This window comes from Streptomyces sp., assembly GCF_036566765.1.
Classification (GTDB): domain Bacteria; phylum Actinomycetota; class Actinomycetes; order Streptomycetales; family Streptomycetaceae; genus Streptomyces.
The window spans coordinates 24,278-44,535 of sequence record NZ_DATCVQ010000172.1 but is presented as its reverse complement, the minus strand read 5'-3'; the positions used below and the strand labels follow the sequence as shown (position 1 = coordinate 44,535).

The 20,258-nt window shown below is 70.9% G+C and carries 8 protein-coding genes and 1 pseudogene; 1 reads left to right on the top strand and 8 read right to left on the bottom strand.

Annotated elements, in window-relative coordinates; all coding sequences use genetic code 11:
- Positions 1–10 precede the first annotated feature (10 nt).
- The 4 genes from VIU94_RS09440 to zapE all read right to left on the bottom strand — a co-directional run bounded on the left by VIU94_RS09440 (position 11) and on the right by zapE (position 13,443).
- Positions 11–9,076: a golvesin C-terminal-like domain-containing protein gene (locus VIU94_RS09440; protein ID WP_331909578.1), complete on the bottom strand. Its 9,066-nt coding sequence runs from the start codon at positions 9,074–9,076 to the stop codon at positions 11–13.
- 179 nt (positions 9,077–9,255) lie between these two features.
- The gene (locus VIU94_RS09435) at positions 9,256–11,286 is read right to left on the bottom strand and encodes a prolyl oligopeptidase family serine peptidase (RefSeq protein WP_331909576.1); all 2,031 of its coding nucleotides are present in this window, start codon (positions 11,284–11,286) and stop codon (positions 9,256–9,258) included.
- Positions 11,287–11,348: 62 nt separating this feature from the next.
- Positions 11,349–12,167, bottom strand: a complete 819-nt coding sequence (locus VIU94_RS09430; protein WP_331909574.1) for a pyridoxamine 5'-phosphate oxidase family protein — start codon at positions 12,165–12,167, stop codon at positions 11,349–11,351.
- Between the two features lie 148 nt (positions 12,168–12,315).
- Positions 12,316–13,443, bottom strand: coding sequence for a cell division protein ZapE (gene zapE / locus VIU94_RS09425; RefSeq protein WP_331909572.1), 1,128 nt, complete (start codon positions 13,441–13,443; stop codon positions 12,316–12,318).
- A 61-nt stretch (positions 13,444–13,504) separates the two neighbouring features.
- Between zapE and VIU94_RS09420 the strand changes: the two genes are divergently transcribed.
- Positions 13,505–16,033: a PEP/pyruvate-binding domain-containing protein gene (locus tag VIU94_RS09420; protein WP_331909570.1), complete on the top strand. Its 2,529-nt coding sequence runs from the start codon at positions 13,505–13,507 to the stop codon at positions 16,031–16,033.
- Between the two features lie 37 nt (positions 16,034–16,070).
- Here the strand turns inward: VIU94_RS09420 and VIU94_RS09415 are convergent, their stop codons facing one another.
- From VIU94_RS09415 to VIU94_RS09400, 4 genes and pseudogenes are all read right to left on the bottom strand, one after another.
- Positions 16,071–16,619 (bottom strand): flavoprotein, encoded by a 549-nt coding sequence (locus VIU94_RS09415; RefSeq protein ID WP_331909568.1) that lies wholly within the window; start codon positions 16,617–16,619, stop codon positions 16,071–16,073.
- A gap of 61 nt (positions 16,620–16,680) precedes the next feature.
- A pseudogene (locus tag VIU94_RS09410) lies at positions 16,681–16,863 on the bottom strand (aldehyde dehydrogenase family protein); the annotation flags it as partial.
- Positions 16,864–16,930: 67 nt separating this feature from the next.
- Positions 16,931–17,647 (bottom strand): GntR family transcriptional regulator, encoded by a 717-nt coding sequence (locus VIU94_RS09405; RefSeq protein ID WP_331909566.1) that lies wholly within the window; start codon positions 17,645–17,647, stop codon positions 16,931–16,933.
- Positions 17,648–17,704: 57 nt separating this feature from the next.
- Positions 17,705–20,065 (bottom strand): collagenase, encoded by a 2,361-nt coding sequence (locus VIU94_RS09400; RefSeq protein WP_331909564.1) that lies wholly within the window; start codon positions 20,063–20,065, stop codon positions 17,705–17,707.
- Between the last annotated feature and the right edge of the window lie 193 nt (positions 20,066–20,258).

Genomic DNA, 20,258 nt, shown 5'->3' with positions numbered 1-20,258 from the left:
CATGCGCTCCCTACCACTCGATCTTGATCTTGATCGGAGTGAAGTCGTCCAGGTTCTTGATCTGCGGCCAGATCTGCTGCGTGCCGATGTGCCAGTTGGTGTAGCGGTCGAGCATCTTGAGGTTACCGGTCACGTCCGGCCCGCCCAGCTGCAGCTCATGCACGTGGTCGGGGTCCATCCGGTTGAGGATCCGGTCCTTCAGCTTGTCGGCGAAGGCCGGGTTGGTCGAGCCGTACTGGTCGTAGACGCGCTTGATCAGATCACCCTTGTAGTTCTTGGTGAGCTGCTTGTTGCGCTTGACCGGGTTGGGGGCCTTGAAGAGTTTGCCCTGGTCGCTCAGCTTCTGCAGAGCCGCCGCCTTCTTGGCGAACTCGAACTTGGACATGCCCTGCTGGTACTTGACCGTGACTTCGACCGGTCCGCAGTTCGCGTTGTGGACGAGCAGGCTCTGCCCGCCGGCCACCACGTAGTACGTGTGGACGCTGTCGACGGTCAGGTTGTGGACCCGCTCGGTCCGGTGCGCCCGGTCGACCGCGGTGACCTGGATCCAGGTGCCGCTGGACGACCGCAGCCACGAGCCGGGGACCAGGTCCGCGGCCGTGGACCAGCGGCCGATGTCCGGCAGCCAGTAGGTGTGCGCCGCGGTCGAGGTGATCGTGCCGGTCCGGTCGCCGTCCCGGCCGTCGATGTCGACGGTGAGCGTGACGAGGTCCTTGGCGCCCTTGCTGTCGAGCGTGGCGCGCACCGCGCGGGCGCGGGTGTCGCCGGACTCGACGTCGGTGGCGAGCACCTTGTCGCCCTCGCGCAGCGCCTCGATGGCCTTGGTGGAGCCGTCGGCCATCACCACCTTCGTGCCAGGCACGAAGCTGTTGGTGCACTTGGGCGCCTCGGGTTCCTTCTTCGGGGTCGCACCCGGCGTCTCGCCGTCGGCCTTCCGCGCGGTGCTCGCCGCGTCGGCCACGTCGTCGGCCTTGTCCACGGTCTTGCGGACGTCGTTGGCGCTGTCGACCGCCTCGATGCCCTTCGCCGCGTACTTGCCGGCCTTGACCGCCGTCGCGCCGTAGCCGACCAGCGGGATCGCCGAGGCCATGGACAGTGCGGCGTCGGCGTAGTTGCCCTCGGCCGCGTACCAGATGCCGTTGGCGACGTCCGCGACCTCGCCGACGACCGGCACCATGCCGACGACGTCGAGCGCCGCATGGCCGATGTCGGAGAGCGACAGGCCGAAGAGGTGACCGTCGAGTTCGACGAAGGAGATCGGGTTGCCGCCGGCGAAGGCGTACCGGTTCCCGGTGAAGGGATCGGTGGCCAGGGACATGTCGGCCAGCGCGCCGCCGTACGAGTCACGGGTCGTGAAGCGGTTCAGACCCGGGTCGTAATTGCGGAAGCCCATGTCGTACGTGCCGGAACCCTTGTCCCAGCGGGACGAGTTGAACCGGAAGGCGTTGTACGAGTCCTTGCCGGGGTTCGCGGTGTCCGGCTTGTCCGCGCCGGTGAACTGCGAACTGTCGTCCTTGCCGTACGCGGTGTACCCGTACGTCGCGCGGGTCCTGCCGTCCTCCTTGGTGATCGCCTCGATGTCGCCGCGCGGGCTGGTGGTGTACTGCGAGTACTCCCGGCTGCCGTCGTCCTTGTGCTTGATCTGCGTGGCCTGCTGGCCGGACGGCAGGTACTGGTAGGACTTGTCGGCCTTGCCGTCCAGCTCCTCGCGCAGCACCTGGTTGTCCAGGCCGAGGTAGGTGAACGCCGTGGTCTTGGCCTCGGCGCCGGAGGTGACCTGGGAGACCGTCCGGTCGAACGGGTCGTACGTGTAGGACGTGGTGACCGCTCCCGCGCCGGAGCCGGTGCGCGCCTTCACCTGACGGTCGAAGCCGTCGTAGGTGTACTTCTGCGCCGTCTCCCCGCCGATGCTGACGGTGTCGAGCCGGCCGAGCGGGTCGTAGTTGTAGGTGGACGAGACTCCGTCGGCGGACGCGCTCAACAGCCGGTTGCGGTCGTAGCGCTGGGTCGTGGTGACCTCGTCGACGGTCTGCTCGATGACGTTGCTGTTGCGGTCGTACGTGTAGGACTCGGTGGCCGTGGAGTCACCGGTCTTGCCGACCTGGACGATCCGGTCCTGGGGGTCGTAGCCGAAGGTGTACGTGTTGTCGATGGTCGCCGCGTTGTCGTCGGCGTTCATCAGCTTGAGCACGTCCTTGGAGCGGTGCCCGTTGGGCGTGTACTCCAGGTCGTGCTGGGAGACCACGGCACCGCCGGAGGTCTTCTCGACGGACTGCTTGACCGAGCCGTCGAGGTAGTAGGACATGTCGAGCGTGTTGCCGTTGGGGCGCGTCTGCTTGAGCAGCTGCCCGCGGGCGGTGTAGGTCAGCGAGGTGATCTGCTGGTTCGCCGCGGTCGGCGAGTCGGCGTTGGTGACCTTGGAGACCAGGTTGCGGGCGTCGTACTCGATCTTCGACCAGGTGAGGTCGTGGGTCGAGGTGACGGGGTTGCCGTTGGCGTCGTAGGTCAGCGCGGTGGTGTTCTTCACCGTGCCGCCGTTGAGCTCCTCGACCTTCGCGATCCGGTTCCCGCCGTCGTAGGCGATCCGGTACGTGTCGATCTTGGCCCCGGAGGAGTTGTCCTTCACCTCCGTCATCGCGCCGTTGGCGTCGTACTTGTAGGTGAAGTCCTTCTTCTCGGTGTCCGCTTCACCGGTGTTGGAGCGCACCAGCTTCACGGCGTCGGCGAGGACCGTGCCGTTGGCCAGGTCGGAGACGCTGACCTTCTGCGGGCCGTCCTCGACGAAGGCGTAGCTGCCGAGCGAGACCCAGGCGCCGGGATTCTGCCTCTGGTCGACGGTCCGGGTGGTGCTGCCGCCGCTGTGGGCGACGGTGAACTTGGCGTCGCTCGCGGCGCCGGTCGTCCTCGGGTGGCGTACGAACACCTCGTAGGTGCCGTTCTGCGGGATGTGCAGCTGCCACGCGAACTCGGAGGCCCCGGTGCCGGCCGGGTGGGAGAAGGTGTCGTAGCCGTACTGCAGCTCGGACTGGGCGGGGGACCAGTTGCCCTGGTTCGCCGTGTTGTTGAAGTCCGAGCTGTCGACCAGCACGACCTGGTTGCCGACGGGCACGCCGTCGTCGGAGCGGGCGCGCTGGTTGCCCGAGAGGTAGAAGTCCCAGGTCATGGTGCGCTGCTGGGATCCGCCGGCGGACGTCAGGGTGTTCTTCGTCTGCTGGCCGAGCGCGTTGTACTCGTAGGACGTGGTGATGTCCCAGGGGTCCTTCGCGGTGCGGGTCCAGCCGTTGTCGAAGTAGCTGTACTCGGTGACGTTGCGGACGGTCTGGCCGCTCGACGGGGGCGCCGAGACGGACTGCAGGTTGCCCACGGAGTCGTAGGAGTAGAGCGTCGAGTCGGGCGTGTTGTAGCGGGCGTCGTCCTTGTCGAAGGGCGAGCGCTCCTCCTTGACCCGGTTCAGCTCGTCGTAGACGGTCTCGGCGGTGTAGTCGGTGGCGTCGTCGGTGGTCTCGACGCCCCGCGGCGTGATCGTCTTGGTCCGGTTGCCCGCCTGGTCGTACTCGTACCGGGTGGTGCGGTACGTGATCGTCCCGGACCCGTCCTTGCTGAACGGCACCTTGGACTCGGCGAGCGCGCCGCGCTCGTCGTACGCGGCGAGCGCCTCGTTGCCCTCGGAGTCCGTCTTGCCGACGGTCAGCCCGTCCCGGTCGTAGCGGACGGTGGTGAACTTCCCGAGGCTGTCCGTCGTCTTGACGACCCGGTGGTTCAGGTCGTTGGTGAAGACGGTGGTGTAGTCGTCGGGGTCCGCCGTGGCGTTCTTCTTCGGGTCGACGATCTTGACCACGTTGCCGACGCTGTCGTAGGCCGTGGTGACCCTGCCGCCCTCGGCGTCCGTCATGGCGACGGGCTGGTAGATCGCGTCGTACGTGGTGGTCGTCGTGTGATCGCCGGCCGTCGGGGTCTCGGCGCCCCTGGGGTCGGTGATCGTCACGACGTTGCCGACCTTGTCGTACGTCGCGATGGTGCGGCGCACCGGGTCGGTCGGCTCGTCGCCGGGCATCGACGACTCGGTGACCTGGTCGGCCCCGTCGTAGACGGAGGTCGACACGGAGCCGTTCGGCGTGGTGGTGCGGGTGATGTTGTCGTTGGCGTCGTAGACGGGCGCGGGCGTGGTGATGAAGATCCCCGCCGCCTGGTCCTTCGGCTCCTTCTTCTCCAGCGGGCGGGCGAAGGTGTCGTATGCCTGGGTGACCTCCGCACCGCGGGCGTTGACGACCTTGGTGACGTTTCCGCGCTCGTCGTAGACGAACGTGGACCGGTTCTGCGTGGCGTCCGTGATGGTCGCCGGGAAGCCGACCGGGGTGAAGTCGCCGTTGACGGTCGCGTGCCCGTTGGCGTCGATCGACTTCGTCAGCTGGCCGTAGGCGTCGTACTCGGACTTCGCCGTGTAGTCGTCCACGGTGGCCGTGGCGACGCCCTTGGGGTCGGTGACGGAGGTCAGATTGCCCCGGGCGTCGTAGCCGAACTGCCAGGTGCGGCCCTCGGGGGACTTCTTCTGGAAGAGGTCGGCGATATGGCCGTTCAGACCGGTGGAGTAGGTGTACGTACGGGCCGGGGTGCCGTTCTTGTTGGCCTCGGCGTCCTTCTGCTCCAGCGGGTAGCCGGTCTTCGGGTCGTAGACCCACGTGGTGACCGCCGCGTTGGCCTCCTCCAGGCGGGTCACGTTGTTGTCGGCGTCCCAGTTGACCTTCGTCGTCTCGGACTTGGCGTTGGTGAACTGCGTGACGCGGCCGTAGCCGTCGAGCAGCTGGGTGGCGGTGTGGTTCTCCGCGTCGGTCACGCGGGTCTCGATCGTCGAGCCGGCGCTGCCGTCGGGGTCGGTGTACACGAAGCCCGTGGTGCCGCCGAGCCGGTCGGTGACCGTCTGGGTGCGCCAGTGGAACTTCGGGTCCTCACCCTCGCTCGGGTAGTAGTAGTCCAGCGAGGTCGCCTTGCCGCGCGGGTCGGTGACCTTGACCAGCTTGACGTTCTTGTTGCCCTGGGTGGCGTCGTACTCGAAGGCGAACACCTTCGGCTGGGCGGAGCCCACGCCGTCCGTGAGCTTGGTCAGCAGACCCTTGTCCGAGTACTCGAAGGTCAGCTTGCGGCCCGAGACGTCGGTCATCGACTTGACGTGGTCGGTGACCTTCGGACCGAGGCCGTCGGCCTTCGTGTAGTAGTCGAGGGTCAGCGTCTGACGGCCGGCCGGGTCGGTGATGTACCGGAGGAACTTGACCGGCTTGTTGTTGGACTTGCGCTCCTCGTAGGTGAACGACTGCGTGTTGCCGTTCTTGTCCACCGTCGAGGTGACGTAGCCGTCGCAGTCGAAGAAGAACTGGGTGCGGTCCGGCCGGGTCAGCGACCAGGCCTTCGGGTCACCGTCCTTGTCCGGCGTGCAGTCCGTCCCCGCTCCCTGCTGGAGCAGGTAGTGCACGCCCGCCGGGGCCTTCCAGGTCCCGTCCGGCTGCTTGCGGAAGATGTGCGAGGTGCCGTCGCCGTCCGGCAGGGTCACCTCGGTCGGGTGCGGGTTCGGGTGGAAGTCGAGCCCCGCGCCGAGGCGCAGCGGCGAGGCGGCCTGCGCCGACCAGCCGTGGCCGAGGACGGTGTCCGAGGTGTCCAGCGAGTTGTAGGCGAAGCGGGCGAAGGTCGACAGGCCGCGGCCGGGGTTGCTGAAGGCGTTGTACTGCCAGACCGCGTTGCCCGCGTACACGTTGTTCATCAGCGTGCCGCCGGCGCCGGTGTTCTTTCCGCTGTACGAGAAGAACTTCTCCATGCCCAGCTGGTCGGAGGTCGGGTCCTCGACGCGGATGTTCTGGGCGAGCGGCGCGATGGACTCGGTGGCCGACAGCCAGGTGCCCGCGGTGGTGTTGCGCAGGTCCCACTTGAGCACGTAGTCGAGCCGCTTGTTGCCGGAGTCGGAGTTGATCGGGGCTCGCAGCGCGGCCGCGACCGTGACCGACTCACCGGGGTAGACGTCCCGGGGCAGCGCCGTCTGCAGCTGGTTGCCGCCGGTCGTGGCGTCGGTGCCGTCCGGGAGCGACCAGGTGTAGGAGACCTTCTGGTCCGCGGCCCGCCAGACGGAGGCGGTGGTGTTGGTCAGGGTGACGTCGACGGTCTGGTCGTCGCCGGGGATCATCCGGGCCGGGGTGTACGGCGCGAAGTAGGTCGAGTCGGTCGACTTGTCGATGTACGTGACGACGAGCTGCGGCCGCAGCTGCGGCTCCTCCGCCTCCGAGGAGAGGAAGACGGTCCGCTCCTGCGGGCCGGTCGCCGACTCGTCGCGGAGCCGCACCGCCAGGCCCTTGTTGCTCGCCGGGTCGGTGACCCAGCCCTGCGCGAGAGAGGTGACGTACCAGCTCTGCCGGGCCGGGTCGTTGGTGACCGTGCCCACGGTGTCGGCGACGACGGCGTCCATGTCGCCGCCGGGCGCGGTCCACGCGGTGGCGGCGTTCGCGTTGTTCCATGTGGCCGCGGTCTCGTCGAAGTCCCGGGTCAGGCCGTGTACTTCGTAGATCGCGCCGGCGGTGTCCGTGGTGGTGGTGAAGCCCCACAGGTCGAGCTGCGCCTCCAGAACGCGCGCCCCGGCGGGGATGCCGGACACCGGGAACTTCAGCAGCGAGCGCGTCTTGCCGTACGTGCCGCTGTTGTTGCCGACCGACAGCCAGGGCCGGTTGATGCCGGAGTCGGAGAGGGTGTCGTGCCCGGTGGTCGGCTGCGTGGACGACAGGGTGGTGTCGGTCCCGGTGCCCTGGAGCACGACGGTCGTGCGGCCGGCCTTGGGCAGCCGGACGATCTGGGTCGGGGCCGGGACGACCTGCCCGTCCTTCGTCTTGACCGCGACCATGTAGTAGAAGACGTTGCCGAAGGAGTCGGCCGAGTCGGCGGGCGTCGGCGTGGCCGTCGAGTCGGTGAACGCCGTCAGGTCCTTCGACACCGGGGCGACCAGGGTCTGCGAGGACGGCGTGAAGGACTGGAAGACGCTGCGGTGGACCTGGTACTCGACGATGTCGTCGCCGGTGGCGGTCGACGGGTCGGTGTACGTGGACCAGTCGAGCTCGGCGCCGGTCGCGTGGACGACCTGCGGCGCGTTCAGGCTGACGCCCGGACGCCCCCAGGTGAGCACCAGCTTGGGGTAGTTGGCGACCTCGCCCTTGTAGGCGTACTCGGCGGCCTCGTACCGCGGACCGCCCTTGGGGGCGCTCGCGGACTCGTCGCCGGCCTTGACGACGAAGCCGTTGTTGGCGGAGGCGCCGTCGATCCACTGCTGGACGGTCTTGGTCACCGGGAAGGTGTGCCAGGTGTTCAGCTCGCCCGGCTTCTTCGTGACCACGCCGCCCTTGGTGAACCGGACCGCGTCCGCGATGACCGACGTGGTGGCGGAGGCGGGGCCGTCGCCGAGGACGATCTTGCCGGCGTTGCCCGCCTTGAACGGGTGCGTGCCGAGCGGCTTCCACACGCCGCCCGTGCCGGTCTGCTGGTTGACCGTGTAGGCCTTGCTGCCGCCGTCGTACGTGACGGTGTACGGGGCGTTCGTCGCGCGGTCCGAGGCCGGCACGTAGTGCGCGTCGACCTGGTAGGCGCCGTCCTCGGGCAGGTTCGGCTGCCAGGTGTACGTGTCACCGGCGACCGCGTCCTTGTTGAACAGGTAGTCCTGGTTCACGGCGTACTGCGTGAACGCGGTGTTGGTCGAGGCCGGCCAGGCGCCCTTGGCGGCGGTCGTGCCGGCGTCCCCGTCGTCGACCACGACGGAGGTGCCGGACAGCTCGCCGGTGAGGGCGTTCGCGTTGTTCCACGTCGCGCCGGTCTCGGTCCAGGCGCCGGTGGCGCGGTGCGCCTCGAGCCGGACCTCGGAGTCGCCGGTGGTGTGGGTCTGGTCGTAGTAGAGCTTGAGCTCGGCCGAGTCCAGCTTGGTGCCCGCGGGCACGCCGGACAGGCCGAAGTACAGCAGGGCGCGCGAGGAGCCGGTGTTGGTGTTGCCCACCGAGAGGCGCCAGCTGCCGTCGTGGTTGGCCGCCGGGTCGTCCGAGGAGATCATCACGTCCCGGGACTGGGTGGGCGTCGGCGCGATCGAGATCGTCGGGTCGACGACCACCGGGTACCGGCGCTCCGGGGCGGCCAGCCAGGCGGCGTCGGGCCGCAGGCTCAGGGCGTACGAGCCGTTGCCGCCGGTGAGCCGCTGCTCGACGTCGTGGCTGGCGGCCGTCCCGTACGGGGCGCTCCGGTCCTGCTGAGCGTCCGTCATAAAGGCGGCGGGGATGACGAGTTCGGGGCGGGACGGACCGGAGCTCTCGCTGAAGAGCGCGATGGAGCCGTCCTTGCGCGCCGTGGCGGCGAGGCCGTGCGTGGTGAGCGTGAACTCGTACGCGGGCGTGCCGGAGGGCTTGCCGCGCAGGACGATGCCCTCCTTCACGGTGCCGTTGCCCACGCTGTACGTCAGGTCCGCGCCCTTGCCGAAGGCGTCCCGGTACGTGACGGTGCTCCCCGCCGCCTGGGGCGTGAGCTTGCGGGCTCCGGCCGCGCCCTTGAGGCCGAGGGCGACCCAGTGGCCGTCGTCGAGTTCGAAGCGGACGAGCTGCCGGGCGTCGTCGCCGAACCACGTGCGGGCGACATTGGTGGTGTTGACGTGGGTGAAGCCCTCCCGGTCGGTGGGTGCGACCGTGGTGTCGATGGGCTTCCAGTCCCGGTTCCGGCCCTTGCCGGTGGCGTAGTGGGTGGCCACGCCGGAGACCTCGGACTGGATCCTGCCGTCGGAGAGCTGCCAGTACCGGGCCTGCGGGGTGCGGCGCTCGGTGAGCTCCTTCACCCGCTTGGGCTTCGGGGCGGCCTTGCCGCGGGGGAGGTGGTCGTTGCTGGGTACGGCGGTGTCGGGAAGCCGGGGCGGGGTGGCCGCCTCCTTGCCGTCACCGCCGAACCAGCTCTTGATGTCGTCGACTATCGCGTCGCCGTCGGGCGGCGCGGCGTAGGCGGGCAGGGGGCTGATCGTCGTGACGACCGCCATCACCCCGCTGACCGCAAGGAGCCTGCGCGCTCGTGGTCCGAACATGGCATGTCCCTCCCGGCTGCCGGTCGGCGGCCGTCAGCGGGAGGTTCTACAGGGTCATGAATCGTCCATGTCAAGCACACACGCAAAGCGCGCATCGCGGCTGAGTCCGCGTCAATCAGCCTGGTTCACCGTAAATTTCGGGGCGCGCCCGCCGGGCCGTTCGCGGGCGCGCCGCAGGCCTACGGCTGCTCGCTCCGTCCGAGCCTGTGCCGCAGGAAGGTGTGCACCAACGCGTAGTTGTGGGCGACCTGTTCGTTGTCGGAGGCGCCCGCGTGGCCGCCGCCGGTGTTCTCGTGGAGCAGCACCTCGTGGCCGAGCTCGCGCAGCCGCGCGGCGGCCTTGCGGGCGTGGCCGGGGTGGACGCGGTCGTCCCGGGTGGAGGTCATCAGCAGCACCGGCGGGTACGCCTGGTCCGCGGTCAGGTGGTGGTACGGGGAGAGGGCGCGCAGGTGCGGCAGGTCGGCCTCGTCGTCCGGGTCGCCGTACTCCGCGATCCAGGACGCGCCGGCCAGCAGCTTGTGGAACCGGCACATGTCGAGCAGCGGCACCTCGGCGACGATCGCGCCGAAGAGCTCCGGGTACCGGGTGAGCATCGCGCCCATGAGCAGGCCGCCGTTGCTGCCGCCCTCGGCCCCGAGCATGTCCGGGGTGGTGACGCCCCGCGCGACGAGGTCCGCGGCGACGGCCGCGAAGTCCTCGAAGGCCCGGGGCCGGTTCGCGCCGAGCGCGGACTGGTGCCACTGCGGCCCGTACTCGCCGCCGCCGCGGATGTTCGCGATCACGTAGGTGCCGCCGCGCTCCAGCCAGGCCCGGCCGGTGACCCCGCTGTAGTAGGGGGTGAGGGAGACCTCGAAGCCGCCGTAGCCGTAGAGCAGGGTGGGGCCGGGGCCGGTGGCGGAGCGGTCGGGGCCGATCTCGAAGTACGGGACGCGGGTACCGTCCGCCGAGACGGCGAAGTGCTGCCGCACCGCCAGGCCGGCCGTGTCGAAGTGGGCGGGGGCCTGCTTGAGGGTCTCCGAGTCGCCGCCGATCTCGCCGCGGGAGAGCGTGGAGGGCTGCAGGAAGCCCGAGACGTCGAGGAAGTACTCGTCGGAGACGTCGGGGTCGGTGTCGATGACGCCCACCGCGGACAGTGCCGGCACGTCCGCGAGCGGCGCGCGGGTCCAGCCGTCGGGGCCGGGGGTCAGCACCTCGATGCGGGTGCTGACGTCGCGCATCGTCTCCAGGATCAGATGGCGGCGGGTCCACGACTGCCCGGCCAGCGCGGTGCGCTCGTCGGGGGTGAACAGCGCCTCGGCGGTGCGGTCGCCGGCCAGGAAGGCGTCGAAGTCGAAGGCGAGCAGGGAGCCCGCCGGGTGCCCGAGCCAGTCGGACTTGAGGGTGACGATCAGGTACTGGCGGTGGGCGTAGGCCTCGGCGTCGTCCGGGACGTCGATCTTCACCAGGTCGCCGTCGGGGGTCAGCAGGTGCGTCTCGCTGTGGAAGAAGTCCAGCGAGCGGCCGACGAAGTCCCGCTCGTACCCGGGCGTGCTGTCGTGCAGACCCCAGGCCGAGACGTCGCCCGACTCCCCCTCGTAGACGAGCTCGGCCTCCGCCAGCGGGGCGCCGCGCCGCCACCGGCGCACGGTGCGCGGGTAGCCGGAGTCGGTGAGCGAGCCGGGCCCGAAGTCCGTGCCGACGAAGAGGGTGTCGGCGTCGATCCAGCCGATCTGCGTCTTGGCCTCGTCGACCCGGAACCCGTCCTCGACGAAGGCCCGCGTCTCAAGGTCGAACTCGCGGACCACGACGGCGTCCCCGCCGTCCCGGGAGAGCATGACCAGCGCCCGGTCGTACGCGGGATACCGGACCCGGGCGCCGGCCCAGACCCATTTCTCCCCCTCGGCCGCGGCGAGCGCGTCGACGTCGAGCAGTACGTCCCACTCCGGTTCGTCCTTGCGGTACTGCTCCAGCGTCGTCCGCCGCCACAGACCGCGCACATGCTCGGCGTCCTGCCAGAAGCTGTAGAGGAACGCCCCGCGCCGCACGGTGTACGGAATCCGGTCCGACGCGTCCAGCACCTCCCGCAGCCGCGCCTTCAGCGCCGCGAACCCGGCGTCGCCGACGAGCGCCGCCTCGGTCTCGGCATTGCGCTCGGCCACCCAGGAGAGCGCGGCCTCGCCCTCGATGTCTTCCAGCCACAGATACGGGTCGTCTTCGATCACACCCCGCATTGTGCATGGTCCGCCGGTCGTGCAGGGTCCGCCGGCCGGCCGGAGCCCCTCGGCCCGCCCGCTCAGACGGACACGCTTCTGCTGAACCAGCCGCTGAAGGCCTGCTCCTCCGCCTCCGCCTCGTGCCGCTCGGCCCGCCCCAGGGCCAGCTCGACCCTCCCCAGAGCCCGCTCGGCCTCCGCCCGCCACGCCGCCGCGTCGGCGCGGGGCGGGGGAAGGAACGGACCGCGCTCCGACGCCTCGGCGGCGGCCTCGAAGAAGTCGCCGCCCTTGCGCTTGAAATCGTCCGTGCCCCAGGAGCGGCCGGGACCGTGCAGCGGCACCTTCTGCAGATGCGGGATGTGCTTCGCGCAGTGGATGTACGCCTCTTCCACGGCGACCTCCACCCACACCTGGGCGCGGCGGCCCGGCACGGGGTCGACCGAGAGCCCCGGCCGGTCGCGGCGGATCTCCTCGTCGGTGAGGACGCGGGCCGTGCCGTTGACGTGGAGCCCGATCCTGTCCTTGAGGAAGTCCACCATCAGGATCCCCACGTGCGGGTTCTCCTCGATGTTGCCGAGGCTGGCCTGCACGCCGTTGCCCCGGTACTCGGGGTAGGCGAGCGTCGCCTCGTCCAGGACGTGCAGGAAGCCGGGCGGGCCGGCGCGGAACGTGTTGTCGCACTCGCCGTGCCGGTCCGCCGTCGCCAGGAAGAACATCTCCTGCCGGGCCACGAACTCCCGCATCCGGGCATTGAGCCGGTCCAGGACCTGCTCCGCGTAGAACCTGTCCGCGCGCGCCGTCGTGCCGGCCCGCAACTGCACCAGGTGCTCGCCGTCACTGCCCGGGCGGGAGGTTCGGACCGGCGCCGGTCTGGCGGGCTGGGTCGTCGGAGCATCCATCGGTCGCCTCGCCTCGCAGGTTTCTCGGGGTCGGTCACGTCTCTCGGTCGTCTTCGTACGCGGAGTCCGAGTGTGCCCCGATTGCCCGCTCCCCGGCGGGATTCCCGTGATTCGTTCCTCTCTCCTCCACCCTGGTGGTATACGCCCGTCAGCGCGTGGCCGCGACGCTCTCCTCTGCCAGCAGCGAGAGCCGGCTCGCCGTCCGGTCGATGTCCGTCGGCAGCCCGTCGCCGCTCAGCGCGTCGGCCAGGGCAGTCCGGCCGACGAGGGTGAGGTGGACGTCGCGGTCGCACAGGACGTCGACGAGGTTGGCGAAGCGCTGGGCGGCGTCGCGGCCGGCCTCCGTGAGGCGGGGCAGTCCGGAGAGCACCCAGCGGTGGTGGGCGTCGGCGAGGGCGAGGTAGTCGATGGTCGAGCGGGGCCGGTCGCACAGTTCGGTGAAGTCGAACCAGACCAGGTCGTCCCGTACGGCGAGGGCCTCCACGGTCCCGTGGCCGACCGGCACCGGCTGCCGCTCCTCGGGCCGCGGCGGCGACAGGAGCGGGGGCGTACCGGCTCCGAGCGCGTCGAGGTCGCCGTCGTGCCGCAGGTAGCGGCCGGCCGCGAATCCGGTGCGCTCCCGGGTGGCGGCCCCGGCTGCGCGGTAGTCGGGGCCGTCGGTGAGCCCGACGACGTCCAGGGAGCGTTCGAGGAGCGCGATGGTCGGCTCGAAGAGCGGGTGGAAGACCGGGTTGGGCAGCAGCCCGGACGGCGGGTAGTTGGAGGTGGCCAGGAGCGTGGTGCCGCGCTCCGTCAGAGCGCTGACGACCCGGCCCATGAGCATCGCGTCGCCCGCGTCGTGGACATGGAACTCGTCGAAGTACAGGAACCGGCAGTCCCCGAGCAGTTCGGCCACCGCGAGCCGGCCGGCTCGCGACTCGTTGCGGTGCCGGGCGTACGCGGCGTGGAACCGGCGGAAGAACTCGTGGAAGTGCAGCCGCCGCTTCTCCTCGACCCGCACGCTCGCGTACAGCGTGTCGGACAGCCAGCTCTTGCCGCGTCCGACCGATCCCCACAGGTACACCCCCCGCACCGGTTCGGCCGCGGCGCGTCCGAACCAGCGCTGCCGTCCGCCCCGTTCCAGCGCCTCGCCGAGCTCGGCGAGCCGGGCGGCCACCGCTCGCTGCCCGGCGTCGAGCACCAGGCCGTCCCGCTTCGCCGCCTGCTCGAACCGCTCCAACACATCGCCCCCACCAGCGAGATCGCCTCTGCCGTTGGCCCATCGCTTCATGTTCATGACCACCCCTACACTACGGTCACCTTGATCATCTGAGTGCGGGACAACGCAGGGGGACGACATGCAGTGGGTCATGGCTCTCGACGACCCGACGGCCACGCTGGACACCGTGGGCGGCAAGGGGGCCGCCCTCGGCGAACTCGCCCGCGGCGGGCTGCCGGTGCCCGCGGGGTTCCACGTGACGACCGACGCCTACCGGGAGTTCGTGGCCGCCGCCGAGCTGGCCGATCCCATCGGCGAGGCGCTGGCGGACGGGGAGGGCGAGGCGGGCCCGCGCATCCGCGCGCTCTTCGGCGGGGCCGAGCTGCCCGACGCACTGCGGGAGGCCGTCCTCTCCGCGTACGCCGCGCTGGGCGACGGCGAGGCGAGGGTGGCCGTGCGGTCGTCGGCCACGGCGGAGGACCTGCCGGACCTGTCGTTCGCCGGCCAGCAGGACACCTACCTCAACATCCATGGCGGGAAAGCCCTGTTGAGCGCGGTACGCGACTGCTGGGCCTCGCTGTGGACGGACCGGGCGATCGCCTACCGCGCCCGGGCCGGCATCGCCCACGAGGACGTGACGCTGGCCGTCGTCGTGCAGGAGCTGGTGGCGGCGGACGCCGCCGGAGTGATGTTCACCGTGGACCCGCTCGGCGGCCCGGCCGACCGCCTGGTCGTCAACGCGGCCTGGGGCCTGGGCGAGGCTGTGGTCAGCGGCCTGGTCACGCCCGACACGGTGTACGTCGACCGGGCCGAGCTCGCGGTCGTCGAGCGGCAGACCGCCGTCAAGGAGGTCATGACCGTCCCGACCGCCGAGGGGACCCACGAGGCGCCTGTGCCCGCCGACCGGCGCGAGGCCCCGGTCCTCAGCGACGCCGAGGCCGTCGAGCTGGCCCGGCTCGGCCTGCGGATCGAGGAGCTGTACGGCGACCCGCGCGACGTCGAATGGGCCCGCGAGGACGGGGAGTTGCGCATTCTCCAGGCCCGGCCGATCACCACGGCCGCCCCGCCCGTGCCCGAGGTGTGGAACGACAGCACCGGCACCGACTCGCTGTGGACCAGCGCCAACCTCGGCGAGGCCGTGCCGGACGTGATGACGCCGGCGACCTGGTCGTTCGTACGGCGGTTCATGGGCGAGGTCATGGTCGGGGCCACCCTGGAAGGGCGGCCCATGTACGGCAACATCGGCGGCCGCTTCTACATGAACCTGAGCGTGACGGCCACCCTGGCCGCCGCGTTCGGGCAGGCGAAGAAGTTCGCGCAGGCCAACGAGCTGGTCTTCGGCCGACTGCCCGAGGGCATGGAGATCCCGCTGCTGCCCGCGTCCCGGTTCCGGGTGTGGCGGGACACGATGGCCGAGGCCTTCGCCGTCGTCAGGCGCATCCGCGCCAACGGCAAGGAGCTGCCCGGCTTCCTGGAGCAGGCCCCGAAGCGCTGCGCGGACCTGCGGGCGCGGGTGGGCCGGGCGGCCGACGCGCAGGAGCTGCGCGGGCTGTGGGACCGCGAGATCGAGGCGTACTTCCGGCTCTGCTGCCACATGCTCCAGGCGGCCACCCGCAGGGACGGCGACACGCTCGTCAAGGTCCGCGGCACACTGCGCGACCTGGTGGGCGAGGAGGACGCCGACCTGATGACGACGGGCCTCGGCGACGACGGCCAGCTCGCCAGCATGGGGCCGCTGCTCGGCCTGGAGCGGCTGGCCCGCGGCGACATCGACCGCGCGACGTACCAGCGGACGTACGGCCACCGCGGCCCGCACGAGTTCGAGCTCTCCCTGCCGCGGCCGGCCGAGGACCCGGACTGGATCGACCGGCAGCTCGCCGCGCTCGGCGCGGTCGAGGAGGACGCCGACGTCCGCCTCGTACGGCAGTACGAGGCGCGGAACGCGGCCTGGGGGCGGTTCGCGGCGCAGCACCCCAAGCGGGTCGGCGCGATGCGTACGACAGTGGAGCGGTGGGCCGCGTCGGCGCGGCTGCGCGAGGCCGCGCGGACCGAGGTGGCCCGCGTCTTCTGGCTGGTGCGCGACGTGGTGCTGCGCGCCGGCGAGCTGACCGGGCACGGCGAGGACCTGTTCTTCCTGGCGGCGGAGGAGATCCTGACGGTCCTCGACGGGAACGCGTCGCCGCTCGCCGCCGTGCCGGCGCGGCGGGCCGCGTACGAGCTGTACCGGGCGCTGCCCACGTACCCGACGCTGATCCGGGGCGAGTTCGACCCGCAGAGCTGGGCGGCGGACCCGGACCGGCGCGCCGACCTGTACGACGCGCAGTCCACCGTGCCGCCGTCCGACACGGTCAGCGGCTCGCCGGCCTCGGGCGGCGTGGTCGAGGGCGTCGCGCGCGTCGTGGCGACGGTCGAGGAGGGCGAGTCGCTGAAGCCGGGCGAGATCCTCGTGACGACGGTGACCAACATCGGCTGGACGCCGCTGTTCACCCGGATCTCGGCGATCGTCACCGACGTGGGCGCGAACCTCTCGCACGCCTCCATCGTCGCCCGCGAACTGGGCATCCCGGCGGTCGTCGGCTGCGGCAACGCGACGACGCGGATCCGGACCGGTCAGCGCATCCGCGTGGACGGCGGGCGCGGCACGGTGGAGGTCCTGAACGCGCAGTGACCGCCGGGACCGGCAGGGGGCGGGGTGGCGGACCGGCTCAGACGGCCGTCCGCTCCCCCAGGACAGGGGCGAGCAGCTCCAGCGCCTCCTCCCAGCGGAAGCCGTCCGAGGCCCCGTCCCCCGGAGCGCCGGAGCCGATCAGCACCCCCATCTCCCGGAGCCGGTCCAGGCTCCGGGAGTAGGCGGGGTGCGCGGACAGGGCCGCGTTCACGCGCGGCAGGACGGCCGTCGGGATGCCCATGCCGTACGCCTCGCACAGGATGGCGAGGGCGAGCGTGTCGGCGATCCCGGCGGCCCACTTGTTGATCGAGTTGAACGTGGCCGGGGCGACCGCGATCGCGTCCGCTGGGGGCAGCGGGCGGTCGTCGCCGGGGGCGCGCCACGCCGAGCGGATCGGATGCCCGGTCTGCGCGACGACCGCCTCGGCGTCGAAGAAGCCCAGCGCCTGCGGGGTCGCGACGACGGCTGCCTCCCAGCCCTGCTCCTGCGCGGCGTCTATCAGCAGGCCGACACCGTCCGCGATGCCGGCGGCGCAGACGACGACGTACAGGAACGGTTTCGAGGGGGCGGCGGACGGCTCGGACACGTGGGACTCCCGGGGCGGCGGTGGGAAGAGGCGACCCGGGCAGCGTACGGGGCGGCCCACGTCAACCCGTCGGGGAGATCGTGTACGTGCGGCTGGAGGTGTAGAAGTCCAGGGCCGCCCGGCCCTGTTCGCGCGGGCCGTGGCTGGAGTCCTTCGTGCCGCCGAACGGGAGGTGGAAGTCGACGCCGGTGGAAGGCGCGTTGATCCGGATCACGCCGGTGACGAGCCGGTCGAGGCCGTGCAGGGGACCTCCGTCGGAACACGACGGCGCCCCGGCTCCCGCAGGGAAGCCGGGGCGCCGAAGGGGCTGATCACCCCCTGCGCACCGATCCGAGCCGGCCGGTCGGGCGCTCCACCGGCTCGTCCCGACCCTCGGCCCACAGCGAGCGGACATGGCCCAGGTGCCGGAGCATGCACTCCTCCACGCTGGCCACGTCCCGCGCGATCATCAGATCGAGCAGCTCCACGTGCTCCTGTGCCGAGGAGACCAGTTTGCCCGCCTCGTCCAGGCCGGTCAGGCCGTACAGTCGGGAGCGGTTGCGCAGGTCTCCGACGGTCTCGACCAGGCGGTCGTTCCCCGCGAGGCCGAGCAGCGTCAGATGGAAGCGGCGGTCGGCCTCCAGGTAGCCGATGAGGTCGTGCGCGCGGGCCTTGACGACGATCTCCTCGGCCAGCGGGCGCAGTTCCTCCAGCTGTTCGGCCGCGGCGAGTTCGGTGACCCGGACGACCGTCGGCACCTCGATCAGCATGCGCAGCTCGGTGCACTGGTCGAGCTCCCGCTCGCTGACCTCGGTGACCCGGAAGCCCTTGTTGCGCACCGGCTCGACCAGGCCCTCGCGGGCCAGGTCGAGCATCGCCTCGCGCACCGGGGTGGCCGACACCCCGAGCTCGGCCGCGAGACCGGGGGCCGAGTACACGCCGCCGGGCTTCAGCTCGCCCGCGATCAGGGCCGCTCGGAGTGCATGCCCCACCTGGTCGCGGAGCCGCTCCTGCGCCTTGATGAGACTGTGCTGCTTCAGGTCAGCCACCGCTTCTACCTCCGAGAACTCGCAGAGGCCCAGCGTACTATGTGACGTTTCGCTGCCTCAGCTGCGCAGGGGCCCCTCGCAGCGGTAGTCCGACGTGCCCGCGCGCTTCGTGGACCAGATGTCCACCGGCCCGAAGGAGCAGTTCATGTCGGCCAGGTTGTTCGAGGCGGCGCCGGCGCGGTCGAGGATGAAGTAGTCGACGGTCTCCGACATGTCCTTGAAGACCTTGTCCTCGCTGCGCCAGTCGCTCAGGTTGGCGGTGATCCGCCCGGTGCAGACGAACCGGCGCTTGCCCGGGTCGCCGTTCTCGACGCACGCGGGGGTGTTGGAGGTGGCGGCGGCGAAGGAGGACTTCACCGCGGCGAGCGTCGCGTCGCGCAGCTGATCGTTCGGCGTGTACGTGGTGTCGGGCACGAACAGGTCGTCGACCTTGGCTATCTGAGCGTCCAGGAAACGGTCGTAGTCGCGCTGGAGGTACGTGTCCGAGCCCAGGCGGTGCCGCCAGGCGTCGTAGCCGGCCACGTCGTCGGCGCGCAGCCGGCCGTACATCTCGCGGAGCAGCGCCGGGCGTTCGGTCCACAGGAACTCGAAGAACGTGCCGGCGTACGAGTAGAAACGGAAGCCGTCGCCCTCGTAGGTCGCGTTGAGCAGCTGTTCCACGGTCATCCGCGGGCCACCGCCGGCGGTGTCGGCGATGACGCTGCGGACCAGGGACTTACGGACGGCGATTCCGTCGTCGCGGGTCGCGCCGTCGAAGAACTCGGCGGTGCCCTCGTCCATGGCGGTGGTGCGGTCGCCCTCGTACCAAGGGCCCTCGCCGAAGAACCCGGGTACCGCGTACCGGCCGTTGAGGTAGTGCGTGTACTCGTGCCGGAACAGCTCTTCGAGCGTGAGCGAGGAGTCCTGCGGGACCCGGCGCTGGTAGGTGTAGAACGTGGCGCCGTTCTCGATGTACATCCCGCCGTTGTTCGTGTCGTAGCCGGTCAGGATGGGCTGGTAGGTGACGTAGTCGGCGCGGGAGCCGTACAGCACGATGTTCAGCGTGGTGTTGGGGTCGCCGGCCAGCGGCTGCTCGGTGCCGAGCACCCGGTGGTACTGCGCCTTGACCTGCTTCGAGGCGTAGTAGAGCTGGTCCACGGTGGCGCGATCCAGGCCGGTGCGGACCTTGATGGCCCCGTTGTCGTACGTGTACGTGTACGGGAAGATCCGCTTCTCGATGTCCGCCTTGCACACCCCGTACGGCGCGCACGCCTCGTAGAAGTTGAGCCAGCCCACCAGCTTGGCCCAGGGCTCGCTGCCGTAGCCGAAGGCCGAGTCGACGGGCGCGAGCAGGGCCCCGAGGTCGGGGACGATCTGCGCCTTGAGGGCGTCGATCTGGGCGAAGCGGCCGTACTCGCCGAGGGCGTCGCGGACCACCCAGGCGTTGGCGGTGCCCTTCAGATGGGTGTGGCCGGAGAAGGCCCGGAAGGCGGCGCGGTACGCGGGGTCGGCGGCGACCGCGGCGTGGAAGGCGGTGTCCCGGTTGCCCGGGTAGACGCCGAGGTAGTTGACCGAGAGCCCGGCCAGCGCGGCGCCCGCCCACGTGGGGTCCTTGTGGGTGGCGGGGTGCGCGGCGTCCATCGTGGCCAGCACCTTCGTGATCAGCCCGAGCTGGTGCTGGCGCAGGCCGGGGGCGCTGCCCGCGTAGAGGGCCTCGCGCAGGGTCGCGGCGTTGGCAGGGGTGGCGTCGAAGGTGCGGGCGGCGTTGCCGAAGTCGGCCGTCGCACGGCGCATGGCGTCCACGGTGGGCGCGTCGGTGATGTCGATCTCGACGCGGGAGAAGTCGTGGTAGGCCACGGCGTGCAGGTACGTGAACATCTCCGCCAGGTGCGAGGAGTTGCGCCCGTCGTGCGCGGCGGCGAGGGCGGAGATCCGGCGCGAGACGGCCTGGACGTGGGCGTCGGACATGACCGGGACGAGCCGGGCGTCCCAGGTCCAGATGAGGCCGCGCAGGCAGCCGTCGGCGAGGACGGCGGGGTCGGCGAGGAAGTCGGCGAACTGCTCGGGCGCGAGGTTCGTGATCCCGTCGAGGGTGCAGGGCACACCGGCCGCGGTGCGGGGCGCGGCGGACCGGGACGTCGTCGCGCTCGTCGCCTTCGAGGTGGCCTCGGCCGCGCCGAAGACCCGGGCCTGGGCGCGGACCTGGCCGGGCGCGGGGGCCGGGGAGGGCTTGAACGACCGGGCGGACGCGAGGCGTTCCACCTCGTCGAAGGGGTTCGGCGCGACAGTCGGCGCCGGTGCGGCAGCGGGCGCGAGGGCGGCGGGTACCCGCGCCGGCTGCTCGGCGGCCTGGGTGACGGCCTGCCCGGTGGAGGCGACGAGAGTCACCGCGACGGCGGTGGCGAGGAGGGAGGAACGCACGGCTCTGTGGTGGGACACCAAGGACTCCTGGTCTGGAAGTGAAGTGGGGGATGGTCCGTGGAGCGGGTGCGCTGCGGCGCGAACCCCCTTGGTTCGTCGGGGTGTTGACGAGGGGGCACGCGCCGTTGCGTGAGCTGTAACATAGTAATGTGAAATTGCACTGACAAGACCTGTGCACCCGTCAGTTCCCGCCGTCCCGCCGAAGGGCATC

Bases quoted from the DNA above. Each gene is read 5' to 3' on its own strand.
- VIU94_RS09440 (WP_331909578.1), bottom strand. From the start codon at position 9,076: ATGTTCGGACCACGAGCGCGCAGGCTCCTTGCGGTCAGCGGGGTGATG.
- VIU94_RS09435 (WP_331909576.1), bottom strand. From the start codon at position 11,286: ATGCGGGGTGTGATCGAAGACGACCCGTATCTGTGGCTGGAAGACATC.
- VIU94_RS09430 (WP_331909574.1), bottom strand. From the start codon at position 12,167: ATGGATGCTCCGACGACCCAGCCCGCCAGACCGGCGCCGGTCCGAACC.
- zapE (WP_331909572.1), bottom strand. From the start codon at position 13,443: ATGAACATGAAGCGATGGGCCAACGGCAGAGGCGATCTCGCTGGTGGG.
- VIU94_RS09420 (WP_331909570.1), top strand. From the start codon at position 13,505: ATGCAGTGGGTCATGGCTCTCGACGACCCGACGGCCACGCTGGACACC.